This window comes from Bifidobacterium miconis (assembly GCF_019331735.1).
Lineage (GTDB): Bacteria > Actinomycetota > Actinomycetes > Actinomycetales > Bifidobacteriaceae > Bifidobacterium > Bifidobacterium miconis.
On record NZ_JAHBBH010000003.1, the window covers coordinates 108,914 to 131,702 of the forward strand.

At 67.2% G+C, this 22,789-nt stretch carries 17 protein-coding genes and 1 tRNA gene; 7 read left to right on the forward strand and 11 right to left on the reverse strand.

Annotation, left to right across the window (positions count from 1 at the left end; translation table 11 throughout):
- Window positions 1-234 precede the first annotated feature (234 nt).
- Both KIH79_RS01940 and KIH79_RS01945 read left to right on the forward strand, forming a co-directional pair.
- Window positions 235-1,566 (forward strand): MFS transporter, encoded by a 1,332-nt coding sequence (locus KIH79_RS01940; protein WP_219057840.1) that lies wholly within the window; start codon window positions 235-237, stop codon window positions 1,564-1,566.
- 229 nt (window positions 1,567-1,795) lie between these two features.
- On the forward strand, window positions 1,796-3,373 hold the full coding sequence (locus KIH79_RS01945; RefSeq protein ID WP_219057841.1) for a glycoside hydrolase family 32 protein: 1,578 nt from the start codon (window positions 1,796-1,798) through the stop codon (window positions 3,371-3,373).
- 307 nt (window positions 3,374-3,680) lie between these two features.
- Here KIH79_RS01945 and KIH79_RS01950 read toward each other — a convergent pair whose 3' ends face one another.
- From KIH79_RS01950 to KIH79_RS01975, 6 genes are all read right to left on the reverse strand, one after another.
- Entirely contained in the window at window positions 3,681-4,472 is a 792-nt protein-coding gene (locus KIH79_RS01950; protein WP_219057842.1) for an isoprenyl transferase, read from the reverse strand.
- 5 nt (window positions 4,473-4,477) lie between these two features.
- The gene (gene recO / locus KIH79_RS01955; RefSeq protein ID WP_219057843.1) at window positions 4,478-5,290 is read right to left on the reverse strand and encodes a DNA repair protein RecO; all 813 of its coding nucleotides are present in this window, start codon (window positions 5,288-5,290) and stop codon (window positions 4,478-4,480) included.
- A 56-nt stretch (window positions 5,291-5,346) separates the two neighbouring features.
- On the reverse strand, window positions 5,347-7,167 hold the full coding sequence (locus KIH79_RS01960) for an alpha/beta hydrolase family protein (RefSeq protein ID WP_420829338.1): 1,821 nt from the start codon (window positions 7,165-7,167) through the stop codon (window positions 5,347-5,349).
- 162 nt (window positions 7,168-7,329) lie between these two features.
- On the reverse strand, window positions 7,330-8,565 hold the full coding sequence (ispG, locus tag KIH79_RS01965; RefSeq protein WP_219057844.1) for a flavodoxin-dependent (E)-4-hydroxy-3-methylbut-2-enyl-diphosphate synthase: 1,236 nt from the start codon (window positions 8,563-8,565) through the stop codon (window positions 7,330-7,332).
- 75 nt (window positions 8,566-8,640) lie between these two features.
- A complete protein-coding gene (gene dxr / locus KIH79_RS01970; RefSeq protein WP_219057845.1) occupies window positions 8,641-9,825 on the reverse strand; it encodes a 1-deoxy-D-xylulose-5-phosphate reductoisomerase in 1,185 nt (394 codons plus the stop codon).
- Window positions 9,822-11,399, reverse strand: coding sequence for a DivIVA domain-containing protein (locus tag KIH79_RS01975; protein WP_219057846.1), 1,578 nt, complete (start codon window positions 11,397-11,399; stop codon window positions 9,822-9,824). Before KIH79_RS01975 ends, dxr begins: the two co-directional genes overlap by 4 nt.
- A gap of 215 nt (window positions 11,400-11,614) precedes the next feature.
- Here KIH79_RS01975 and KIH79_RS01980 point away from each other — a divergent pair.
- Window positions 11,615-11,688: transfer RNA gene (locus KIH79_RS01980), tRNA-Val, on the forward strand.
- A gap of 162 nt (window positions 11,689-11,850) precedes the next feature.
- Here KIH79_RS01980 and KIH79_RS01985 read toward each other — a convergent pair.
- Both KIH79_RS01985 and KIH79_RS01990 read right to left on the reverse strand, forming a co-directional pair.
- Entirely contained in the window at window positions 11,851-12,267 is a 417-nt protein-coding gene (locus KIH79_RS01985) for a DUF3052 domain-containing protein (protein ID WP_219057847.1), read from the reverse strand.
- Between the two features lie 193 nt (window positions 12,268-12,460).
- The gene (locus KIH79_RS01990) at window positions 12,461-13,459 is read right to left on the reverse strand and encodes a S16 family serine protease (RefSeq protein ID WP_219057848.1); all 999 of its coding nucleotides are present in this window, start codon (window positions 13,457-13,459) and stop codon (window positions 12,461-12,463) included.
- A gap of 63 nt (window positions 13,460-13,522) precedes the next feature.
- On the opposite strand from KIH79_RS01990, the gene KIH79_RS01995 reads away from it, so the two are divergent.
- A complete protein-coding gene (locus KIH79_RS01995) occupies window positions 13,523-15,157 on the forward strand; it encodes a zinc-dependent metalloprotease (RefSeq protein WP_219057849.1) in 1,635 nt (544 codons plus the stop codon).
- 268 nt (window positions 15,158-15,425) lie between these two features.
- Here the strand turns inward: KIH79_RS01995 and KIH79_RS02005 are convergent, their stop codons facing one another.
- A complete protein-coding gene (locus KIH79_RS02005; protein ID WP_236023532.1) occupies window positions 15,426-17,141 on the reverse strand; it encodes an ATP-dependent helicase in 1,716 nt (571 codons plus the stop codon).
- A gap of 213 nt (window positions 17,142-17,354) precedes the next feature.
- On the opposite strand from KIH79_RS02005, the gene KIH79_RS13170 reads away from it, so the two are divergent.
- Together KIH79_RS13170 and KIH79_RS02015 are read left to right on the forward strand one after the other, a co-directional pair.
- A complete protein-coding gene (locus tag KIH79_RS13170) occupies window positions 17,355-19,367 on the forward strand; it encodes a phosphotransferase (protein WP_420829341.1) in 2,013 nt (670 codons plus the stop codon).
- A 190-nt stretch (window positions 19,368-19,557) separates the two neighbouring features.
- On the forward strand, window positions 19,558-19,782 hold the full coding sequence (locus tag KIH79_RS02015) for a DUF3107 domain-containing protein (protein ID WP_219057850.1): 225 nt from the start codon (window positions 19,558-19,560) through the stop codon (window positions 19,780-19,782).
- 108 nt (window positions 19,783-19,890) lie between these two features.
- On the opposite strand, the gene KIH79_RS02020 is transcribed toward KIH79_RS02015, so the two are convergent.
- Entirely contained in the window at window positions 19,891-20,784 is an 894-nt protein-coding gene (locus KIH79_RS02020) for a PHP domain-containing protein (protein ID WP_219057851.1), read from the reverse strand.
- A 192-nt stretch (window positions 20,785-20,976) separates the two neighbouring features.
- On the opposite strand from KIH79_RS02020, the gene KIH79_RS02025 reads away from it, so the two are divergent.
- Window positions 20,977-21,669 (forward strand): vitamin K epoxide reductase family protein, encoded by a 693-nt coding sequence (locus tag KIH79_RS02025; protein ID WP_219057852.1) that lies wholly within the window; start codon window positions 20,977-20,979, stop codon window positions 21,667-21,669.
- 156 nt (window positions 21,670-21,825) lie between these two features.
- Here KIH79_RS02025 and dapF read toward each other — a convergent pair whose 3' ends face one another.
- Entirely contained in the window at window positions 21,826-22,725 is a 900-nt protein-coding gene (gene dapF / locus KIH79_RS02030) for a diaminopimelate epimerase (RefSeq protein WP_219057853.1), read from the reverse strand.
- Window positions 22,726-22,789: the final 64 nt, after the last annotated feature.

Here is a 22,789-nt window from a genome sequence, read left to right on the forward strand (position 1 = left end):
GACGAGCGCAATCATCGTCGGCGCGGCTATGCGCCCCGTCTCCCGCGGCGTGAACGACACGCCAAGCGTCAAACGATTGACGTAAATCGTTTGACGTTCTATCATCGCTTCCGTGACGGCTTCACGAGCGGCACGGAAGCCCGCGACGGAAACCGTTACGGCAGTCATCCGACACACAACACGGCACATCGACGGACCGCGCGGCAGCGGGCCGTCTCGGGGGAAAGAGAAACAATGGCAGCGCAAAACCGCGCATGGAGGAACCCCTCCTATCTGCAAAGCTCGTTCGGCATCTTCATGTTCTTCTGCTCGTGGGGCGTGTGGTGGTCGTTCTTCCGCATCTGGCTCGAGTCGCTCAATCTGGGCGACACCGAAATCGGCTGGATCTACTCCATCAACTCCGTGGCGACCATGCTCATCATGTTCGCGTACGGCGCGATCCAAGACCAGCTCGGCATCAAGCGCAACCTCGTGATCGTCATCTCCGTCATCGCGGCGCTCGTCGGGCCGTTCGTCCAGTTCGTCTACCATCCGATGCTCATGGCCGGCGGCGCGGTGCGCTGGATCGGCGCGCTGATCGGCGCGATCGTGCTGTCGTCCGGCTTCATGGCCGCCTGCTCGCTGCTCGAGGCCGTCACCGAACGCTACAGCCGCAAGTTCAACTTCGAATACGGCCAGTCCCGCGCATGGGGCTCCTTCGGCTACGCGATCGTCGCGCTGTGCGCCGGCTTCATGTTCAACGTCAACCCGACGATCAACTTCTGGGTCGGCTCGATCTGCGGCCTCGCCATGCTCGGCATCTACGCGTTCTGGGTGCCCGTCGAGCAGAAGGAGGAGCTGAAGAAGGCCGCCGACCCGCAGGCCGAGAAGTCCGGCCCGACGTTCAAGGAAATGGTCGCCGTGCTCGGCATGCCGACCCTGTGGGTGCTCGTCGTGTTCATGCTGTTCACCAACACCTTCTACGTCGTGTTCGACCAGCAGTTCTTCCCCGTCTACTACCGTAACCTGTTCGCCACCCCGGAAATCGGCCAAGCCACCTACGGCACGCTCAACGGCTTCCAGGTCTTCCTCGAGTCCGCGATGATGGGCGTCGTGCCGATCATCATGCGCAAGATCGGCGTGCGCAACTCGCTGCTGCTCGGCGCGTTCGTCATGTTCGCCCGCATCGGCCTGTGCGGCGTGTTCCACGACCCGGTCATGGTCTCCATCGTCAAGTTGTTCCACTCCATCGAGGTGCCGCTGTTCTGCCTGCCGGCGTTCCGCTACTTCACGCTGCACTTCGACACCAAGCTGTCCGCCACGCTGTACATGGTCGGCTTCCAGATCGCCTCGCAGGTCGGCCAGATCGTCTTCTCCGCACCGCTGGGCTGGTTCCACGGCCAGATGAAGACGCTGCTGCCGAACAACGACATGGGTTCGCGCGTCACCTTCTGGCTGATCTCGCTGATCGTGCTCGCGGCGCTCATCTACGGCTTCTTCGTCATCAAGAAGGACGATCAGGACGTCGGCGGCGACCCGTTCCACACCGACCGCCAGCTGCGCGCGATGGCCGCGGCCAAGGCCTGACGACGGCAATGCAAGACTTGGCGCCCGGGCTTCCCCTTTTTGCCCGGGCGCCAACCGGCGGCGGATCCCGCTTCCCCTTGTCGGCCGGCGCCCGCAGACAATCCGGGCCCGGTCGGCGGGACTCGCCGCCTCCCCCACAACCACAGCAAACCACCTACAATCCAAATCAACGGGTGTTCCGGCCAGCCGCCGGCGGCATCCGCAACCTAGCAGGAAAGGACACTCAACGATGAGCGCATTCGAACCGACCCTCACCCCGTTCGCCGACCACGACGAGGAGCTCGCCAAGGCGGAAGCCGGCGTCGCGGCCCTCGCCGCCACCCGCAACAACCGCTGGTACCCGAAGTTCCACATCGCCTCCAACGGCGGCTGGATCAACGATCCGAACGGCCTGTGCTTCTACAAGGGCCGCTGGCACGTCTTCTACCAGCTGCATCCGTACAGCTCCCAGTGGGGCCCGATGCACTGGGGCCACGTCTCCAGCGCCGACATGGTGACCTGGCGCCGCGAGCCGATCGCGTTCGCGCCGAGCCTCGAACAGGAGAAGAACGGCGTGTTCTCCGGCTCCGCGGTCATCGGCGACGACGGCAAGCTCAAGTTCTACTACACCGGCCACCGATGGTCGAACGGTGTGGACAACACGGGCGGCGACTGGCAGGTGCAGATGCTCGCCGAGCCGGACGACGACGACCTGACGCACGAGACCAAGCGCGGCATGATCATCGACTGCCCCGAAGGCAAGGTCGACCATCACTTCCGCGATCCGAAGGTGTGGAAGACCGCCGGCAAGTGGTGGATGACGTTCGGCGTGAGCTCGGCCGACAAGCGCGGCCAGATGTGGCTGTACGAGTCCGACGACATGGTCGAGTGGACGTTCAGGACCGTGCTGTTCGAACATCCGGATCCGGACGTGTTCATGCTCGAATGCCCCGACTTCTTCCCGATCCGCGACGCGGAGGGCAACGAGAAGTGGGTCATCGGCTTCTCCGCGATGGGCGCGAAGAAGCGCGGCTTCGAGATCCACAGCACGTCGGCCGCCGGCTACATGATCGGCTCGTGGACGCCGGGCGAGGCGTTCGTGCCGGAATCCGAGTTCCGCCTGTGGGATTGCGGCCACAACTTCTACGCGCCGCAGTCGTTCAACACGGTTCCCGGCGACACCGAGACGCCGGGCCGCGACGGCCGCCAGATCATGTACGGCTGGATGAGCCCGTTCATCGAGCCGGTCCCGATGCAGGACGACGGCTGGTGCGGCCAGCTCACGCTCCCGCGCGAGATCACGCTCGGCTCGCGCTGCGGCGATCTGCACACCGCGCCGGTCGCGGAGGTCGAGGCCTTACGCGAGGACACGATCGATTTCGGCGCGATCGAACTGCCGCAGGACGGCGAGCGCGTGCTGCTGGACGACGCCGAGGCCGTGGAGATCGAGATGACGATCGACCTGGACGCGTCGACCGCGGAGCGTGCGGGCCTGCGCGTGCAGGCGACCGGCGACGGCGCGTATACGGCGATCGGCTTCGATGAGCAGATCGGCCGCGTGGTGGTCGACCGCGGCGCGATGCGCAATGGTGACCGAGGCTACCGCGCCGCGCCGCTCGACGCGGACGAGCTGACCGGCAAGCTGGAGCTGCGCGTGTTCGTGGACCGTGGTTCGGTCGAGGTGTACGTGAACCACGGCCATCAGGTGCTGAGCTCCTACGCCTACGCCTCCGAAGGCCCGCGCGCGGTCAAGCTGGTGGCCGAGTCCGGGTCGCTCAAGGTGGATGCGCTCAAGATCCACCATCTCAAGTCCATCGGGCTGGAGTAGTCTCCCCGCCCTGCCCAGCTCCGGTTCCCGGGATTTCCCGCAAAAATCCCGGGAACCGGAGCGTGTTCAGTTGAACATGCCAAAGGCCGGAATCACGCCAATGTGGTTCCGGCCTTTGTTCGTTATTGTGCGGCTGCTGGTTCCCGGGATTGTCGGACCGAATCCCGGGAACCAGAAAACTTGCAACCTTTACCACTTTATCGGATTGAGACTGCCCCATTTCTTTTCTCGGCTCCCCTTGTCAGGGGAGCTGTCACGAAGTGACTGAGGGGTAGTCAGAACCCGTCGCGTTAAAAGCCAAGCAACCCTACTTGGTCACCCCGCCGAAGCGACGGTCGCGGTGGATGTAGTGGTCGATCGACCGCCACAGCACCTCGCGTCCGCAGTCGGGGAACAGTTCGGGCACAAAGTCCAGCTCGGCGTAGGCGGCCTGCCACGGCAGGAAGTTGCTGGTCCGCTGCTCGCCGGACGTGCGGATCACCAGATCGCAGTCGGGCACGTCGGGCAGGTAGAGGTGATCGGCGATCATCTTTTCGGTCACGCGGTCGCCGGAAATGCGCCCGTCGCGCACCTCGCGCGCGATCGCCGCGCACGCGTCGGCGATTTCGGCGCGGCCGCCGTAGTTGATGCAGAACACCACGTCGATGACCTTGTTGTTCTTGGTGCGCTCCTGCGCGATCTCCAGCTCGTCGATCACCGACTTCCACAGCTTCGGCCGGCGGCCGGACCAGCGCACGCGCACGCCCCACTCGTCCATCTGCGCGACGCGGCGGTGGATGATCTCGCGCGAGAAGCCCATGAGGAAGCGCACTTCCTGCGGGGAGCGCTTCCAGTTTTCGGTTGAGAACGTGTACAGCGACAGGTAGCGCACGCCCGCTTCGATCGCGCCGGCGATCGTGTCGAACACCACCGGCTCGGCGGCCTGATGCCCGTTGGTGCGGATCATGCCGCGCTGCTTGGCCCACCGGCCGTTGCCGTCCATGATCACGCCCACATGGCGGGGCACCTTGTTCTTCGGAAAATCGGGGATGATGGACGGGTCGGAAAAGGGCGCCGCCGGAATGTCCAGCGACGTGTAGTCGACGTTCTCAAAAGCCATACCCGCTAATCTAGCAAGCGCAGCGAACGAATCGGCCGTTCCATGTAGTACTCGCTCCACTCCTCCACCAGACGCCGCGTCGCCGGCAGCAATGGACCGTCATGCGTCGAAATCGTCCGGGCCGTCGTGTGAGACGGCAGACCATTCGGCAGACCATCCGGCAGCCCATCCGAAACCTCGGCAACAGGCCCGTCCAGCACGCTCCAGTCGCCGTGCACGAGCGCCGTGAACTGCCGCAGCACGGCCGGTTCGACCCGGTGCGCGTCAGGCGTGTGGTCGCGTTCGCACATCACGCCGCCGGACGCGACCGACATCCACGCGGGAGCCCCGACCGGCTCGCCGCACACGACGCACGAGACGAGCCGCGGCGACCAGCCGGCGAGCGCGAGCGCGCGCATCACGTATGAGTCGCCGATCGCCTGGGGGGCGTGCGCGTGTTTGGCGAGCACGTTGAGCGCGCCGATGAGCAGCCGGTACTGCGCCGGCACACGTTCGTGCTCGGTCGGCACGAGCCGGTCGATGGTTTCGACGATGACGTTGGCGGCCACGTACGCGTCGTAGTCGGCGGCGATGGGCGCGGCGTAGGCGGCGACCGATTCGGCTTGGGAGACGACGTCGAGCGAACGACCGACGGCGACGAGTACGTCGACGCGCATGAACGGTTCGAGCCGGGCGCCGAAACGCGACTTGACCTTGCGCGCGCCTTTGGCGACGGCGCGGATTTTGCCGTGGGAGCGCGTGAGCATGGTGATGATGCGGTCGGCTTCGCCGAGTTTGGTGGTGCGCAGGACGACGGCTTCGTCTCGGTACAGCGGCATGCTGTCGGCTCCTTTCGACTTGTTCGAAATCGGTTCGGGCTTGTTCGGTCGCGCCCTCAGTACACGAACAGCCCCCAGAACGCGAAGAACAGCAGCACGTACAGCATGGTGGCGGCCGTGATCCAGAACAGCACGCGTCCGAGCCGCGTGGAGGCGAGCACCGGTTCGCGCCCGCTGACCACGGCGCGGATCGAACCGGCCCGCGGCGGCCATTGGAGCATGCCGCGCGAGGCGGCCACTTCGATGAGCCGCGCGAACACGCCGCTCCACGCCCACACGACGAGCGTGCACACGATCTGGATGACCGGCCAGCTCCATTGCGTGAGCCCCGGGTCGTCGTCGGGCGCACTGCCCCATGCGAGCCGCACCACGCCCATGACGACCTGTCCGAGTCCGGCGGCGAACAGGAGCAGCGTCGCCAGCGTGGTCAGGGTCATGGTCAGCAATGCGTTGCCGAATCCGTGTGCGAAGCCGAGCGCATTGCGCTGGCGCCGGCGGCCCAGCCGTGCCCGCAGCGTGACGATTGCGGCCGCGATCGTCACGATCAGGTCGACCAGCACCATGACGAGCATCGACGCGTGCAATATCAGCCCGTAGACGGTCATGCCGCGGCGCGCGGTCAGGTCGTCGGGCACGGCGATCGACTGGTAGAGCGAGTCGCCGGCGACGCGCTCGCTGGTCTGCACGAGCCCCGCGACGGTGCCCACGGCCCAGTCGGTCAGGTCGCGCACGTAGTCGTCGGCGAACGGCGTGCCGGGTTCCTCGTCGCTGCCGAGGCGCATGACATGGTTCGCGATCGGATAGGCGCGCACGGTCACGTCCGTGTTGCCGGCCTGCCGCGCGAGGTCGAAGATCGTTTCGGTGCCTTCGACCTGCGCGGTCATCACGTCCTTGGAGCCGTAGGCGACGAATGTGGGGATCGAGTAGGCGGCCGTGTTCGGCACGTCGGGAAGGTCGAAGTTGGTCAGGCCGATCACGGTCGCGTCCGCGCTGAACACGCGCCGCACGATCGACTGGTAGCCGTCGTTGGCGCCGACGAGCGCGAAGTCCTGCGCGGCGAGGAAGCCGAGCGACTGCCGCGGCGTGTACACCATCGGGCTGAGCAGGATCTGGAACGCGATGTTCGGATCCTGTCGCAGCAGGTAGGAGGAGATCCACGTCGATTCGCTGGTCGCGTAGATGCCGACGTGCGCGGAATCGACGTTGTCCAGTCCGCGCAGCAGGTCGACGACCTGATCGTAGGCTGCGGCGGACGCGGGATAGTCGCGCGTCACGTCGTTCGTGGACCAGATCGGCTTGTCGATGACGGCCGTGACGAATCCGGCCGACGCCATGCTGGTCGCGACGTCGCCGAACGAGTCGTCCGGCGTGCCGCCGTGCCCGGCGCCGTGCATGAACACGACGCCGGGCAGATTATCGAGCGACGATCGCACGGTCGCGCCGGACTGCTCGTCGTTGGCGGCGTTCGTGCCAAGCGATGTGCCGTTCTTCGCATCGTCGGTGCCACCCGCGTCACCGTTGCCCGTTTTCAGTTTCGGCTCACGGATGAGCACGCGGATGCGCTGCTTCTCGCCGGTCGCGGGCCGCGTCGCCGTGACGTACATGGTACGTTCGGTCACGTCGTAGTCGCCGACCTGATGCAGCGTGACGTGGCGCGGATTGTCGAACGTGACGGCCGTGTCGGCGGCAAGCGACGCGATGGTCTGCCCGGTCGGTTCGTTGTTCCACGATACGGTCGTCGCGTTGGACACATAGACGAGGATGCCAAGCAGGATCACGAATATCGGCACGCGCAGCATGAGCCGGCGCCCGATGCCCCACGATTGCGCCGGCTGCGTGGACTCCCCCATCTTCTCCCGCTGCGTCACGCGTTCCATCCCTGCATCTAATGCCTAACCCTGTTGTTCGTTCAATGCCATCAATGCTGGCGGAGCCTCGGCTCCCTCGGCTGAGGGAGCTGTCAGCCGTAGGCTGACCGAGGGAGCGTCATGGCACGCAGTGCCAGGCAACATGGCACCGCGCATAGCGCGGTACCGCTCCTACCGGTTCGGATGCTGGATCGGCACGACGACCGGGCCGGTGGAGCCGGCCGGCACCTTGCCGTCGGCCTCCATCTGCGCGGCGATGTCGTTGGCGATCGTGAGCAGCGTGTCGACGATCTGGTCCTCGGGCACGGTCTTGACGACCTTGCCCTTGATGAAGATCTGTCCCTTGCCGTTGCCGGACGCCACGCCGAGGTCGGCCTCGCGAGCCTCGCCCGGGCCGTTGACGATGCAACCCATGACGGCCACGCGGATCGGCGCGGTGATGTTCTTCAGGCCTTCGGTCACGGCGGAGGCAAGCTGGATCACGTCCACCTGCGCGCGGCCGCAGCTCGGGCAGGAGATGATGTCGAACTTGCGCGGACGCAGGCCCATGTATTCGAGTAGCTTGCAGCCGACCTTCACCTCTTCGACCGGCGGTGCGGACAGCGACACGCGGATCGTGTCGCCGATGCCCTCGGCGAGCAGCGCGCCGAACGCGAGGCACGACTTGATGGTGCCCTGCCATGCCGGGCCGGCTTCGGTGACGCCGAGGTGCAACGGCCAGTCGCCCTTCGAGGCGAGCAGACGGTAGGTCTGCACCATGGTGATCACGTCGTGGTGCTTGACGGAGATCTTGAAGTCGTGGAAGCCGACGTCCTCGAACATGCGCGCCTCCTTGAGCGCGCTGGCCACGAGCGCCTCCGGGGTGGGGCCGCCGTACTTGGCGTACAGGTCCTTGTCGAGCGAGCCGGCGTTCACGCCGATGCGCAGCGAGATGCCCGCGTCGGTCGCGGCCTTGCAGATGTCGGGGCCGACCTGGTCGAACTTGCGGATGTTGCCCGGGTTGACGCGCACGGCCGCGCAGCCCGCGTCAATGGCTTGGAACACGTACTTGGACTGGAAGTGGATGTCGGCGATGACCGGGATCGGCGACTTGCGCACGATCTCGGGCAGCGCGTCCGCATCGTCCTGGCTCGGCACGGCGACGCGCACGATGTCGCAACCGGCGGCGGTCAGCTCGGCGATCTGCTGGAGCGTGGCGCCGACGTTTGCGGTGAGCGTGTTGGTCATCGACTGCACGCTGATGGGCGCTCCCCCGCCGACCGGCACGGGACCGACCATGATGCGGCGCGACTTGCGGCGCGGGTGCAGCGGCGATTCGCTGGTCAGCTCGACCGGATCGCCGGTTTTGCGGAACGGCTTGCCGGCGGGCGGCTGAAGGGTGGTGGATTCGGCGTTCGGCGTGTTCATGTTCTGATTCGTTCCCCTACGCGTCTCATAGTTACGGGCCGGCGGCAACCGCACGGCCCGTATTCACGATATCGACTACTGCCTGTTTATCAGATCGTCCGCACGACGGCGGGCTTCCAGCTCGAGTCGGCTCATTTCCTCCACGGATGCGAACAGCGGATTGCCGCGCAGTTCGGCGTCCATCTCGTCGAGCACCTCCCTGACGGTGTCGACGATGCCGAGATACGGCAGCCGGTGTCCGAGGAACGCGTGCACGGCCTGCTCGTTGGCCGCGTTGAGCACGGCCGTATGCTTTTCGGAGGCCTTGAGGCAGTGGCGTGCCAGCGAGACGGCGGGGAACGCCTCGTCGTCGAGCGGCTCGAACGTCCACTGCGCGGCCTTGGTCCAGTCGCAGGCGGCCGCCACGTTGCCGAGACGATCCGGCGCGGACAGGCCGAGCGCGATCGGCAGGCGCATGTCCGGCGGCGACGCCTGACAGATCGTCGCGCCGTCGCGGAATTCGACCATCGAATGCACGATAGACTGCGGGTGCACGGTCACGGCGATGCGGTCCGGCTCGATGTCGAACAGCCGACTCGCCTCGATGACTTCGAGGCCCTTGTTCATGAGCGTGGACGAGTTGATGGTGACGACCGGGCCCATGTGCCACGTCGGGTGGTTCAATGCCTGTTCAGGTGTGATGTCGGCCATGTCGGCGCGCTTCCACCCGCGGAACGGGCCTCCGGACGCGGTGACGACGAGCCTGCTGACCTCGCCGTGCGTGCCGGCGCGCAGCGACTGCCAGATCGCGGAATGTTCGGAGTCGACCGGATTGATCTGGTCGTCGCGCGTCTGCGCGCCGAACAGCAGATGGCCGCCGGCCACGACGGACTCCTTGTTGGCGAGCGCCAGCTGGGAGCCGGCCTTGAGCGCGGCGATGGACGGTTCGAGTCCGATGGATCCGGTGATGCCGTTGAGCACGACGGCGGCCCCGCTGCCGGCCAGTTCGATGACGGCCTCGGGACCGGCCTGAATGGTGGTGTCCTTGGCGCCGGCCGCGTCGAGCGCCTCGCGCAGCGGCTTGGCGGCCGCCTTGTCGTAGACGGCGACCTGCGGCACGTGGAACCGCGCCGCCTGTTGGGCGAGCAGGTCGACGTGCGCGCCGCCCGCGGCCAGACCGGTAACGACGAAGCGTTCGGGATGGCGCGAGATGACGTCGAGGCCCTGCGTGCCAATGGATCCGGTGGATCCGAGAATGACGACTGTTTTGAGCTGGTTCACTGCGCCTTCTTCTTCGGCTGGTCGTCGCCGTACAGCGACGGGAAGGACAGATCCGGAATCTCCACGTCGATGTTCTCTTCGATCTGCGGGAACAGCGTGTGCAGGTTCGTGTCGTTGTGCTGCTTCGGCTTGCCGCCCGGCTGCACGACCGCGGGCTGCACGACGGGGGGCTGTGCCGCCGGCCGGGTCGAGGAGGCCGTTGCGGGCGAAGTCGCCGGGGCCGCCGGAGCGGCCGGGCTCTCTGCCGCGACCGGTTCGTGCTCCGCGGAGGCGGAGACGGCGGAGGCGGCGGCCGCCATGACATGCACGTCAGGAACGCTCGGCAGGTCCAGCGACGGCACGCTCGGGCGAAACGCCGTCGGGGCGGACTGCGCGGCACGCTCTTGGGACACTTCGACGATGTGCGCCAGCTGGGCCAGTGACGAACCGGCAGGAGCCGACGACGGTTCGGCCGGAGCCGGGGCCGGGGTTTCGGCAGCTTCGGGTTCGACGGACGATGTGGCCGGAACGGCCAGGGCCGGGGCAGGTTCGGCGGTCGCATCATGCGCATCATGCGCGGCGGATACGACGGGCGTAACGGGCGACGGAATCGGTGCGGCCGGCTCGGAAACGGGCTGGGCGACGTGCACGGGGGCCGCGGGGACCGCAGGCGCCGGAGCGGGCGCCGCCGCGGGTTCCGGTGCCGGAGGCACGACCGTCGCAGCCGTTGTGGTTGCCGGGGCCGCCGAGGCCGCGGCGGGGATGACCGGCGAGGCCGGGGCCGGGGCGAAAATGGCCTGTTCCGCCTTGTGCAGCGCGTCGAAGGATTCGGCCTCGGTCTTGGCGGCGTCGTCCGTTGCGCCCGTCGACGGCCTTGGCGCGTCCGGGGACGGGATCAGCGGAGAGACGCCCTGCGCAGAACGCGCGGCGGACGGCGCCGCGACGTCGTCGCGGTCAAGGTCCGCGACGCGCGCAAACGATTCGAGACGGCTCAGCAGCTGCACGCACGCGTTGAGGAAATAGTCGACCTGACGTTCGTCGTAGCCGGCCTTGCCCTTGCGTTGCGTGAAGATCGCGCTGCTGACCGAAGCGGAGGTGACGTTCTTGAATTTGTCGACGTCCTGCCGGCGCGCGCCGTCCACCGCAAGTTCGGCGGCGACCTTGTCGACGATGTTGTCGATGAGACGGTCGACCTGCTTGCGGTCGTAGGACGGGGTCTTCTTCTGACCGTCCTGGAAGCGCGCCCTGTGCGCGCGGGAGACGTGATTCGCGATCTGTCGGTACAGGTCCTCGGTCTGCGCGCGCCATGCCACGCGGCCCTGATCGGCGATCTGCGTGGCCGTCTGCCGGTCCACCACCGCGCGTTCGAGACGGGACAATGCGGCGTCGACCTGGGCGATGTCGTACCCGTCCTTCGCCATATCAAAGGAGACGTTCTGGATGTCGCGCTGCGTCAACGCCGATTCGTCGCTGTCGTACAGGGCGTGCGCCCGGTCCAGAAACGCGTCGACCTGACCGGTATCGTAGCCGAGCTTCCGCTTTCCCGCGCGCGCGATCAACGCCCCGCCTCGTCCGGCATCAGGTTCCTGCGCCATCGATATCGACCTCCTACGGATAGTTGCATACGGTTTTACTGTACGTTGCGCTTGCGACGCCGACCGCGGCGCCATCAGCGCCGCCGGGCCGGAACGCGATGCGACGCGCCGATTTGTTGTCGACGTTCTCGGCCTGATACCGCCGAAAACCGGTTCGGCCGGCATCCCCTTCCGCCGTTCGCGTCGAAGCGGCCGTGTAGTGTGCGGTTCGTTGCGGGCGATTAGCTCAGTTGGTTAGAGCGCCACCTTTACACGGTGGATGTCGGGGGTTCGAATCCCTCATCGCCCACCCTCAAAAACCGGCGGAATTCCGCCGGTTTTCTCGTTTTCAGACAGCCTCCTCCCACATTCCGCCCACGTCACGGGCATCCCGCGGGCTCGCTTTCGCGCGCATGCGGATATGACGAAGGCCGCCGGATCATCCCGACGGCCTTCAACGTGTTCATGCGGTTCAGCGGCCCTTGCCGAAGGCGCGCAGCTGAATGCCGTTCCAGTCCTTGCTGACGGTCAGCGGCGTCGCGGCGTTCATGCCGGCGGTCTTCGCGGCGGACTGCACGGTGCTGGAGCTTGCCGCGCCCGGACGGCCCGGCTTCGGGGTGAGCACCCACAGCGGGCCGTCGTCGCCGAGAACGGCGTAGGCATCGACGATCACGTCGGACAGCTCGTCCTCGTCGTCGCCGTCGCGCCACCAGATGATCACGCCGTCGACGGCGGAATCATAGTCCTCGTCGACCAGTTCCTCGCCGGTCAACCCTTCGATTTCGGCGCGGACGGAATCGTCCACGTCGTCGTCCCACAACCATTCCTGGACGAAGTCGCCCTTGTGGAATCCGAATTCTTCAGCGTTAGCAGATGCCGTTTGATTCACGCATCACACAATACCAAGAAGCGGCGAACAGCAACGTTAACGGTCCACGGCGCGTCGCGGGCCGCAACGTCTCGCCAGCCCCGACCATATCGGCGCAACGCGGGTCGTGTGGTGCCAGTCATTGGCTGGTGCGGCAAACGGCCGCGGGCCGCGGGCAACGTCCCGGCGTCGCCGTCCCGCATCGGACGCGACGTCACTTGGCCATGCAGTGCGCCAGCGTCTCCCCTTCGCCCTTGCCGATCGCCACGAGCGCCCGGTATGCGTCGTCCAGCGTTGCGACCTTCACGTCGCGCAGCCCGGACGGCACGTGTCCGACGACCTCGTCGCAGTTCGACTCGGGGGCGAGGAACCACGTCGCGCCGTCGCGCTTCGCGCCGAGCATCTTGAGCCGAATGCCGCCGATCGCGCCGACCTTGCCGTTCTTCGACATCGTGCCGGTGCCGGCGATCGTCTTGCCGCCGGTCTCGTTCTCCGGCGTGAGCTTGTCGATCAGGCCGAGCGCGTACATCATGCCGGCCGACGGGCCGCCGATGTCGTCGACGTGCATGGTCACCTTCACACCGTCCGTGTCCACGCCGAGCTTCTTCGCGTACGCGAGCGCGGCCGCGGTGGCCGTGTCCTGCGAGGAGCTCATCTCCTTGCTGCTTTCCTTCTTGTACTCCTCGGCGGTCTGGCCGACCGGCACCACGGCTTCCTGCGGCATCACGGTCTGGTGCGGGTCGAGCCACGCGTACACCGTCTGCAGGTTGGTGACGGGATAGCCCGGCACGCCGGACGCGTTGACCGTGACGAGCAGCAGCTTGCCTTTGTCCTCGTGCGTCGTCGCGCCGGTGACGGCGATGACCTGCTTGCCGTCGGTTTCGCCGAGCACGTCGGCGGTCGGCCCGGGGCCTTCGACCGCGTACGCGCTGGGCAGGCACAGGACGATGACGGACAGCAGCACGGCGACGGTGCCGGTGAAGTACTTGGGATCCAGGCCGCGATACGGTTCCAGCCACGCGCGGACGGCGCCGGGCACGCCTGCGATGCGCTGCCGCAGGCCGCGTCGATTCGGTCGCGGCGGCTCGGCATCGCCGTCGTCGCGCGCATCCTCGGCGTCCGGTTCCGTTGCGTTGGGAACGGCGTCCGGTTCGGCCTGCGCGGCGTCGCCGTCGAATATGCCTTTGGCGTGAGACTGGCGTTTCTGGTGCATTATCGGCATACCTCCCATACTATGGAACCAACCGACGTTAACACATGAGGCAGGGAACGGACTATGGACGACAACGCAATCCACCAGTGGCTGATCGAGTGCTTCGGCACGATCCAGGGCGAGATGGCCTACAAGCAGCTCGAGAACTTGCCTGAGCCGATCCGCGAGCAGCTGATGAACCAGGATCCGAGCAAGCTGCCGAAACCGGCCGAAGTGCAGTCGCTGATGCAGGCGTTCACCGCGGGCGGGCTCAATTCGGTCAGCGACATGCAGCAGACGGTCGCGGCCGGTCCGATCAACGTGAAGTTGGCGCGTTCGATCGCGTTGCAGCAGGCGAACGGCGAAGGTTCGCAGGCGACGGTGAGCGCGGTGACCGGCGAGGCGGCCCGCCGCGCGATGAGCGAGGCGAACCTGTGGCTGGACACGGCGTGCGAGATGAATCCGGCCGCGGGCGAGCCGCAGGTGCTCACGCGCGCCGGCTGGGTCGAGGGCACGATCGACGCGTGGGCGAAGTTCGCCGCGCCCGTGGCCGAGTCGATGAACAACGCGTTGGCCTCGGTGATTTCGGAGCGTCTCGGCGACGCGTTCAACGGCGAGATTTCGGGCATGTTCGCCGGCCCGGTGCCGATTCCGATCCCGGACGGCATGAAGGATCCGGCGCAGCTGATCAAGCTGCTGGGCAACACGTCGTTCGCGATGCAGCTCGGGCAGGCGGCCGGCAAGCTCTCGCACGAGGTGCACGGCAGCTTCGATCAGGGCATCGCGCTGCTGTCGAATCCGGCGGGCGGCCTGATCGCGCAGAACGTCGAGGAGTACGCGAAGGCGCTCGACATTCCGACCGACGAGGTGATGTCGTTCCTCGCGCTGCGCGAGATGGCGCACGCGCGCCTGTTCGCGTCCGTGCCGTGGCTGATGCCGCGGTTCGAGGCGCTCATCGGCAAGTACGCGCGCGGCGTGGACATCGATCTGGACGCGATGGAGGAGCAACTGCGCGAGGCGACGGCGATGGATCCGGAGGCGATTTCCGGCGCGGTGAACCTGACGAAGGTCGGCATCGCGGACACGCCGGAGCAGAAGGAGGCGCTCGCCTCGCTCGAGACGATGCTCGCCTTGGTCGAAGGCTGGGTTGATTGCGTGACGTGGCGCGCCGGCATGGCGCACATTCCGCATATCGAACAGCTGCGCGAGATGATGCGCCGCGAGCGCGCGATCGGCGGCCCGGCGGAGCGCACGTTCGAGTCGCTGCTCGGACTGGAGCTGCGCCCGAAGCGGATGCGCGAGGCCGCGGCCGTGTGGGAGAAGCTCGGCGCCACGGAAGGCCCGGAGGCCCGCGACGCGAAGTGGTCGCACCCCGATCTGCTGCCGGCTCTGCCCGATGACGCCGCCGCCACGCCGGCGCCGGCGACCGGTTCGCCCACCGGCAGTCCGGCCGTTCCCGGCACCGCCGTCACCGGCGCCGATGCCACCACCGCTTCGGCCACGCCGGCCACGCCGAACGGCGACGACCCAACCGCCGACGGATCCGCGCATCCTGCAGGAACCAACGGATCCGCATCCGATGCGGGGCTGTCCGGCACGCCCTCCGGCGGCATCGACTGGGACGCCGAGCTCAGCAAGCTTCTCGAAGAGGATGCCGGCGACGAATCCGGCGACTCGGACGATTCATCCGATTCGCCGGATTCACCCACCGCGGAGTGATCGCCAAGCAACCGGTTCCGCGCATGTTGACGCCCTCACCCTGTGATCGTGGGCATAAGCGGTACATCATGAGCCCCGATTCGTGGGCATAGGCGGGACATATAGACGATCGTGGGCATAGACCGACCATGTACAGGCCAATAATCACCTCTTCATGGTTGGTTTATGCCCACGTTCCCATGAACGACCATGAACGACCGGGTACATGGTCGGTCTATGCCCACAACCCGCAAGCAGCCACGAGATCGTAAGATTCCACGGCCGTCCGTCAGGCCACGAACCGGCTGGGCACGCGGGGCCGGGAGGCCATATCGCCGTTTTTGGTGACGGCGTAGGACAGGTGGAGCGTGTCTTCGGCTCGCGTGACGGCCACGTACATGAGCCGGCGCTCCTCCTCCAGCTCGTCGCCGGCGTCCGGCGAGCCGAACGGGATCAGCCCCTCCGAACAGCCGATTACGAACACGTGCTTGAATTCCAGGCCCTTGGACGCGTGGATCGTCGAAATCGTCACCGAGCCCGTCCTCGCGGCGATCCGCGCGGCCGCGGCACGATCCGCACCGGTCGACGGCTCGTCCGCAACGGCGGCATCATCGCGCACGGCATTCGCCGTATCCGCGCCAACGGCAACGCCCGCAATCTCCCGTGCACCGTTCACCATCGCACCGCCCGCACGAACCCCGTCCGCACGCGACTCAGCAACACGCGCCTCATCCGCCCGCACCTGCATCGCATCAATCAGCACCTGCCGTTCCACGGCGTGCTCGTCGGCGAGCGCGGTGCCCTCCCAACCCGAGTCGCGGCGCACGCGATACCGCAGTCCGGCATCGCGCAACGCAGCGCAGAACACGTTCTGCTGCGCGTTGATGCGGGTCAGGATCGCGCAGTCGGACGGCGAGACGCCGCGCGAAACCAGCCGCATGATGCGCGAGGCCACGCCCTTCGCCTCGTCCTCGTCGCTCACGTACCGCGTGCGTTCGATGCGCGCGCCCGCTTCGCGCGCGGAGACGAGCTTGAGATAGTTGGTGCGGTCGGGCGATTTGGCAAGCACCTGGTTCGCGTAGCGCACGACCTGCGGCGTGGACCGGTAGTCGGTGTTGAGGCTCACGTCGGCGGCGAGCGGGCCGAATTGGTCGGGGAAGGCGAGCAGGTCGTAGCTGCTGGCCCCGGCGAACGAGTAGATGGTCTGCGCAGGGTCGCCGACGACGCAGACATTGCGGTTGCGCTCCCCCAGCCACAGCGTGAGCAGCCGGTGCTGCAGGGGCGAGACGTCCTGATATTCGTCGACGGTGATCCAGCGCAGGCTGCGGCGGATGTCGGCGGCGATCTCGTCGAAGTCGTCGAGGATGTGGCAGTCGATGAGCAGGATGTCGTCGAAGTCGATGAGCCCGTGCGCGGTTTTTTCCTGTTCATAGCAGTCGTATGCGTCGGCGAATTGCTGCGGGTCGAGTCCGGCGGGCGGCTGGCGGTGCGTGGCGGCGGTGACGCGCAGGTAGTCGTCGGGCGCGACGAGCGAGATCTTGCACCAGTTGATTTCGGCCTGCACGTCGCGCACGGCGACGCCGTCCACTTCGATGCCGTCGCGGCTGCGCTGCATGGCCTGCGCGACGATGCGCTGCAGTTCGCCGGGCTCGCCCGCGATGCGCGGCATGGGCGCGTCGCAGATGTCCTCCCACGAGGAGCGCACCTGTCTGAGCGCGGCGGAGTGGAAGGTCGCGGCGGTCACCGCGTCGCCGACGCCGAGTCCGGCGATGCGCGTGCGCATTTCGGCGGCGGCCTTGACGGAGAACGTGACGGCGAGCACGCCGGCCGGATCCCATTCGCCGCGTGCGCACGCGTAGGCGATGCGGCGCGTGACGGTGCGCGTCTTGCCCGCGCCCGCGCCCGCGATGATGCGCACGGGGCCGTGCAGCGTGGTCGCCGCGCGCCGCTGCGCCTCGTCGAGTCCGTCGAGGATGCGTTCCGCCGATGCTGCCGATGTTGCCATGCGCCCATTGTGCCAGTCGCGGCGGAAGAGGCGCGCGGCGATCAGTCGGGACGCGCGGCCGGCGATCGACGTGCCTCAATCGTGCCGGCGACGTGCCGGCATCGTGCCGGCAGGCCCGCCGGCGGGTCGAAGAATGACATGTCAGACCGCATTCCGACACGGTTTGAGCGGCGCATGTATTAGGGTTGAACTGTGACTGAACGTAGCAAGCTCATGCTGGCGGCCCTGACCTCCGCCGCCATGCCCAACATCGCCGTCGCGGGAGTGCGGGGCGACGACCAGACCAGCGCCACCGACGAGGAAACCGGCATCGATCATGCCGTGGTGCAGGACGCCGCCGGCCGCCTGTACGACGTGTTCGCATCCGACACCGATGCGGGCCGCAAGCGTCTGGCGGGCCGGGTGCGCGCCGCGCGCACGCTGGCCGAGGCGCGCGAACCGGGCGGCCTGGGGTTTGCGCTGGACCGCGTGCTTGCGTTCGAGCCGGGCACGAAGAAGGACGGTCCGACAGGAGAGACGGCCGTGATGGTGCTCGTGCACCGCGACGGCCAGGCGCGCAATCTTGACCTGCTCACGTTCGACGACAGCGCCGCGATCGGCACGGCGATCGGCGCGATCCATCGCCTGACGCCGTCGAGCGTGCAGTCGGCCGGCTACCCGATCTTCGTCACCGCGCAGATCCGCGCGCAGCTGACCGCATGGATCGGCCGACTCAAGGCGGCCGGCCACATTCCGCCGGAGATCACCGACAGCTGGGCGCGCATCCTCGGAACGGAGGGACTGTGGTCGTTCAACACGTGCTTCGTGCACGGCGGGTTCGACGACGGCGACGTGCTCTACTCGGGTTCCACGATCACCGCGGTCACGAACTGGCAGAACATGCAGGTGAACGATCCGGCGCGCGATCTGGCGTGGATCTTTGCCAAGCTGGACGAGGAGCACCGCAACGCCGTACTCGCCGCATACGGCCGCATGATGGGCGCGCGCCTGGACGATCTGATCATGCTGCGCGCGAACCTGTGGCTGCAGATGGAGCAGGTGGGCTATTTCATTCAGGCGATCAACCGCGCGGACAACGTGAAGATCATGCAGTTCAAGGCGCAGGTCGACCGTCTGGCGCATCAGCTCGGCATCGTCACGCAACGCACCAAGGCCGCGTCCGCCGCCGCGTCGGCGCGCCAGGCCGCGGCCGGCGACGGCCAGTCCAAGCCGCCGTCGACGATCACCGTCGGCACGCTGCTGCACGAGGGCGAGCGCCGCCGCGCCGCCGCGCAGGACGCGCGTCAGTCCGCGCCCCAGTCCGCGGCGAACGACGGCGGACAGTCCGCAGGCTCGGCCGCGGCCGCGCGCGACGACACCGCGCAGACCACGGTTCCCTCGCGTGCGTTCGTGCAGGCCACGCCGTCCGCGCAGGGCATGCCGCGTGCCGGCGAAGGCACGGACCCCGATTCGACCGGCGACATGGACCGCACCGGTTCGTCCGACGTGGTCGCTGCGGCCGACGAGACGGCCGATCGCACGCCGATGTCGACGCCCGCCGCGGACGGCCGTCCGTCGACGTCGCCGACGATCATCGTCTCGCGCGCCGAGGTGCAGGCGATGATGGACAGCATCTCCGAAGAGCTGACCGGCGAGACGGGTGGAGTGCAGCCGGCCGCCGCGCAGGCTTCGGCGCAGATGCCGGCGCAGGCATATCAGCAGCCGCAACAGCCGTACGCTCAGCCGTCCGACGACACGGCGTCGTCGCAGTATCCGGCGGCATACGCCGCGCAGTACGGACAGGCCGCGGACGGTCAGCCGGTGGAGGTACCGGAAGCGCAGTACCCGGCGCAGACGAACTATACGGAGTATCCGTCGGCGGCCGATTCGACCGACTATACGATGCAGGCCGATCCGGCCGCGCAGACCATTCTCATCCCGCTGCTCGAACAGGAGGAGCGGGCCATGCGCGACGCCCAGATGGGCTTGGCGACGCGTACCGGCATGCACCCGGCCGCGCCCGGCGGCGAGACGGCGGCTTCGGCCGAACCCGTGAATCCGTCAAGCGGCGTCACCATGCCGGTCTCGTTCGCGCCGACCGGTTCCGCGCAGATCGCGGCGGTCGCCTCGGCGGCCGGCGGTGACGCCGGCGACGCCAGACATGCCAGCGGCAATCCGATCGCCGGCGCGGCGGACGATGCGCCATACGACAACGACGACACCGGCGAAACCACGCCGAAAGCGTAACGTGCGCAAGCTGGCCGTCCGTTTTGCCGGACTGCTGGCAAAATGGACGCATATGCGTTGAGCGCGCTCAGCGACGCGTTCAACACCGGTGAACATCATTGGGCACGGCCGGGCGCCGTCGGGCAACCGGGCGTCACCGGGCGCAACTGAACAACCGAACACAACCCCGAATACAAGGCAAGGAGCATTCATGGATATCGAACTGGGCATCCGCAACGTGGCGCGCACCGTCACGTTCAGCACCGAGCAGACCGCCGACGAGGTGAACGCGGTGATCGGCAAGGCCGTCGCCGAACATCAGACGATCGAGCTGACCGACGACAAGGGCCGTCGCATCATCGTGCCGGCCGACGCGCTCGGCTACGCGATCGTCGGTTCGGAAACCAAGCACGCCGTCGGCTTCGGCGCGCTCTGATCCGCGTTTTGTACCGAATTTCAATCACGTAATTCACTCACGTAAAAAGGCTGGCTTCGATGCCAGCCTTTTGCGTACCTGCGTACAGGCGCATATGCGACCGTACAGTCACCGCCAGAGCGGGATGGCGCCGCGACGGACGATTTCGGCCACGGTGGCCTCGTCGGTGAGGTTTTCGCCGAGCGCGTTCGGCTTGCCCTTGCCATGCCAGTCAGAGCCGCCGGTCACCAGCAGGTCGCACCGGCGGGCAAGCCCCAACAGCCGTTCGCGCTGTTCGGGCGGGTTGCCACGATGCCACACTTCCAGACCGTCCAGACCCTCGTCGACCAGCCGCAGGATCTGTTCGTCGGACAAAAGCCGCCGGTTGCGGCTCAGATCGCCCGGATGCGCGATCACGGTCACGCCGCCGGCCTCCCCCACCGCTCTGACGACCTCGTGCGTGCTGGGCGACGGCGTGGGAATGTAATACTTGCTGGACGTGCTCACCACATCGGCGAACGCTTCGGAACGTGTCCCGTACACGCCGGCGGCCACGAGCGCGTCGGCGATGTGCGGCCGGCCGATCGTCGTCTTGCCGCCCTCCTTGACCTGTTCGAGCACGCTGTCCCACGTGATCGGATAATCCTGCGCTAGCAAGTCGACCATGCGGCGCACGCGCTTAAGCCGCGAGGCGCGCGTGTTCGCGAACAGCTCACAGATGTGCCGGTTGCGCGGATCGTATTGGAACGCGAGCATATGCACGGAGACGCGCTCGTCCTCCGCGGTGATTTCGGTGCCGCGCAGCAGAGGAAGACCGGCCGTGTGCGCCGCCTCCTGCGCGCTCGGCCAGCCGGACGTGGTGTCGTGGTCCGAAATGCCCACTCCCGCAAGGCCGCGGGCCTTGGCCTGCGCGACGAGCGTGGCCGGCGTCTCCGTGCCGTCGGAGAACACCGTATGGCAGTGCAGATCCCAGCCGGAGCGCGGCGGTGCGGATGGAATGTCAACGCGAGTCATACCAACCATCGTAATCGGCGCGCGGGCTGAGACATACCGTCGGCCGCGGAATGCCGCGGAATGCCGCGGAATCGCACTGCCAACCTTGTCATACAATGGACGTGCGCACGAGCGCCGCGGCCGAATCGGGCGCGACCTGCGCGAACCGCACAGCATACGCGAAAACTGGAGCATCCGCGCGCCGGTCGAAGGGAGCAACCAATGAGCACGAGCAATCACGACAGCGCAGACAACAGGGAACCGGAGGCAGCGATCGACGCGAATGACGCGGCGAACGCCGTCGAATCCCCGCGCGGCTGGCGTCACGCGGCGACGTGGACGTATCTGGTCATGCTGCTCGCGTCCGCGGTCGCGCTCGTCGTCTCGTTCGTGCTGAGCGCGGAAACGCTGAAACTCGCGCGCACGCCGAACGCGATCCTCGACTGCGACATCAACAGCGTGCTCTCCTGCTCGACCGTCGCGCAGTCGTGGCAGTCGGAAATCGTCAAGTTCGGCGGACTGAGCTATCCGAACGCGTTCTTCGGCATCGCCGCCGAAAGCGTGTTCGTCACGGTCGCCGTAATCGGGCTGGCGCGCGTGCGGGTGCCGCGTTGGTTCGCCGCCTGTACGTGGCTGGGCGGGCTCGCCGCGATCCTCTACTCGTATTGGCTCACGACGCAGTCGCTGTTCGTGATCAACGCGCTGTGCCCGTGGTGCCTGGCACTCATGTTCTCCACGACCATCCAGTTCATGGCATTGAGCCACGCGACCGTCACCGTGCAGGGCCTGCCCGGCCGGTCGCGGGCCCTGCGCACGTATTACCGTCTCAACTACGACCTGATGGCCGACGCCGTGTGGATCGTCGCGATCATCGCGATCATCCTCATCAAGGACGGCGCCGCCATCTTTGCCTGATCGTTTGCCTGATCGTTCAACGCACTCTGATGCTGGCGGTAGCCGCGGCTCCCTCGGCTGAGGGAGCTGTCAGCCTCAGGCTGACTGAGGGAGCGTCACGACACGACAGTGCCGTCAACAACAAGGTATCGGCCGCAGGCTGATACCTTCCGCGGACTACAGCAGCTCCACACGCCCGACGATCGTGGCCGAACCGGTGAGCTTGACGTCCGCGTTGCTCACGTCGACGCGCAGCGTGCCGCCGCGCACGGTGATGTCCCAGTGGCTGATGCCGGTTTTCGCGCGCAGCGTGACGCCCGTCGCGCACAGGCCGGTGCCGCACGAGAGCGTTTCGCCACAGCCGCGCTCGTTGACGCGCATCGTCGCCTCGCCGCAATCGGCTGCCTCGTCCATGTCGTCGATGCGCACGAATTCGACGTTCTGATCGGACTTGAGTTCCGGCTCGACGACCGGCTTGGTGACCAGGTCGAGATCCTCAACCTGCGGCAGCGTGGCGAACGCGTCGCTGATCACGGCCACGACGTGCGGATTGCCCATGTCGACGAACGTGCCGCGCGCGGATCCGCTCGTGCCGGGAATCGTCACGGCGAACGCGTCGACGTCGCCGATCTTCCACGCGCCCATTTCAACGCGGAACACGTCGCGGCCGAACGGCTGCACGTCGCCGAGCGAGGTCAGGATCTTCACGCCGGCGCGCGTGCCGAGACGGAACGGGTCGCCGCCGACCGGTTCAGCGAGGCCCTCGCGCTGCGCGAACAGGGTGATCGCGCGCGTGCCGTTGCCGCACATTTCGGCGAGCGAACCGTCGGCGTTGCGATAGTCCATGAACCAGTCCGCTCCCCCGGCCTCGCACGCGGCGACCTGCGCGGCGGACAGATCGGACACGTCGCGCGGGTGGGCGAGTCGGATCAGCCCGTCGCCGCCGATGCCGAAGTGGCGGTCGCACAGAAAACGCACCTCGTCCGGCGTGGGCTCGTACGAGCCGGTCGGGTCGGCGTAGACGACGAAATCATTGCCCGTGGCATGGGCCTTGTACACGATTTGCGGAATGCTCATGCCGTTCACTCTACCGCGCCGTGTCGGAATACACGACGGGATGCGCCACGCCGGAGTACGCTAG

Coding starts and splice junctions, on each gene's coding strand:
- KIH79_RS01940 (WP_219057840.1), top strand. CDS start 235: ATGGCAGCGCAAAACCGCGCATGGAGGAACCCCTCCTATCTGCAAAGC.
- KIH79_RS01945 (WP_219057841.1), top strand. CDS start 1,796: ATGAGCGCATTCGAACCGACCCTCACCCCGTTCGCCGACCACGACGAG.
- KIH79_RS01950 (WP_219057842.1), bottom strand. CDS start 4,472: ATGGCTTTTGAGAACGTCGACTACACGTCGCTGGACATTCCGGCGGCG.
- recO (WP_219057843.1), bottom strand. CDS start 5,290: ATGCCGCTGTACCGAGACGAAGCCGTCGTCCTGCGCACCACCAAACTC.
- KIH79_RS01960 (WP_420829338.1), bottom strand. CDS start 7,167: ATGGAACGCGTGACGCAGCGGGAGAAGATGGGGGAGTCCACGCAGCCG.
- ispG (WP_219057844.1), bottom strand. CDS start 8,565: ATGAACACGCCGAACGCCGAATCCACCACCCTTCAGCCGCCCGCCGGC.
- KIH79_RS01975 (WP_219057846.1), bottom strand. CDS start 11,399: ATGGCGCAGGAACCTGATGCCGGACGAGGCGGGGCGTTGATCGCGCGC.
- KIH79_RS01990 (WP_219057848.1), bottom strand. CDS start 13,459: ATGCACCAGAAACGCCAGTCTCACGCCAAAGGCATATTCGACGGCGAC.
- KIH79_RS01995 (WP_219057849.1), top strand. CDS start 13,523: ATGGACGACAACGCAATCCACCAGTGGCTGATCGAGTGCTTCGGCACG.
- KIH79_RS02005 (WP_236023532.1), bottom strand. CDS start 17,141: ATGGCAACATCGGCAGCATCGGCGGAACGCATCCTCGACGGACTCGAC.
- KIH79_RS13170 (WP_420829341.1), top strand. CDS start 17,355: ATGCTGGCGGCCCTGACCTCCGCCGCCATGCCCAACATCGCCGTCGCG.
- KIH79_RS02015 (WP_219057850.1), top strand. CDS start 19,558: ATGGATATCGAACTGGGCATCCGCAACGTGGCGCGCACCGTCACGTTC.
- KIH79_RS02020 (WP_219057851.1), bottom strand. CDS start 20,784: ATGGTTGGTATGACTCGCGTTGACATTCCATCCGCACCGCCGCGCTCC.
- KIH79_RS02025 (WP_219057852.1), top strand. CDS start 20,977: ATGAGCACGAGCAATCACGACAGCGCAGACAACAGGGAACCGGAGGCA.
- dapF (WP_219057853.1), bottom strand. CDS start 22,725: ATGAGCATTCCGCAAATCGTGTACAAGGCCCATGCCACGGGCAATGAT.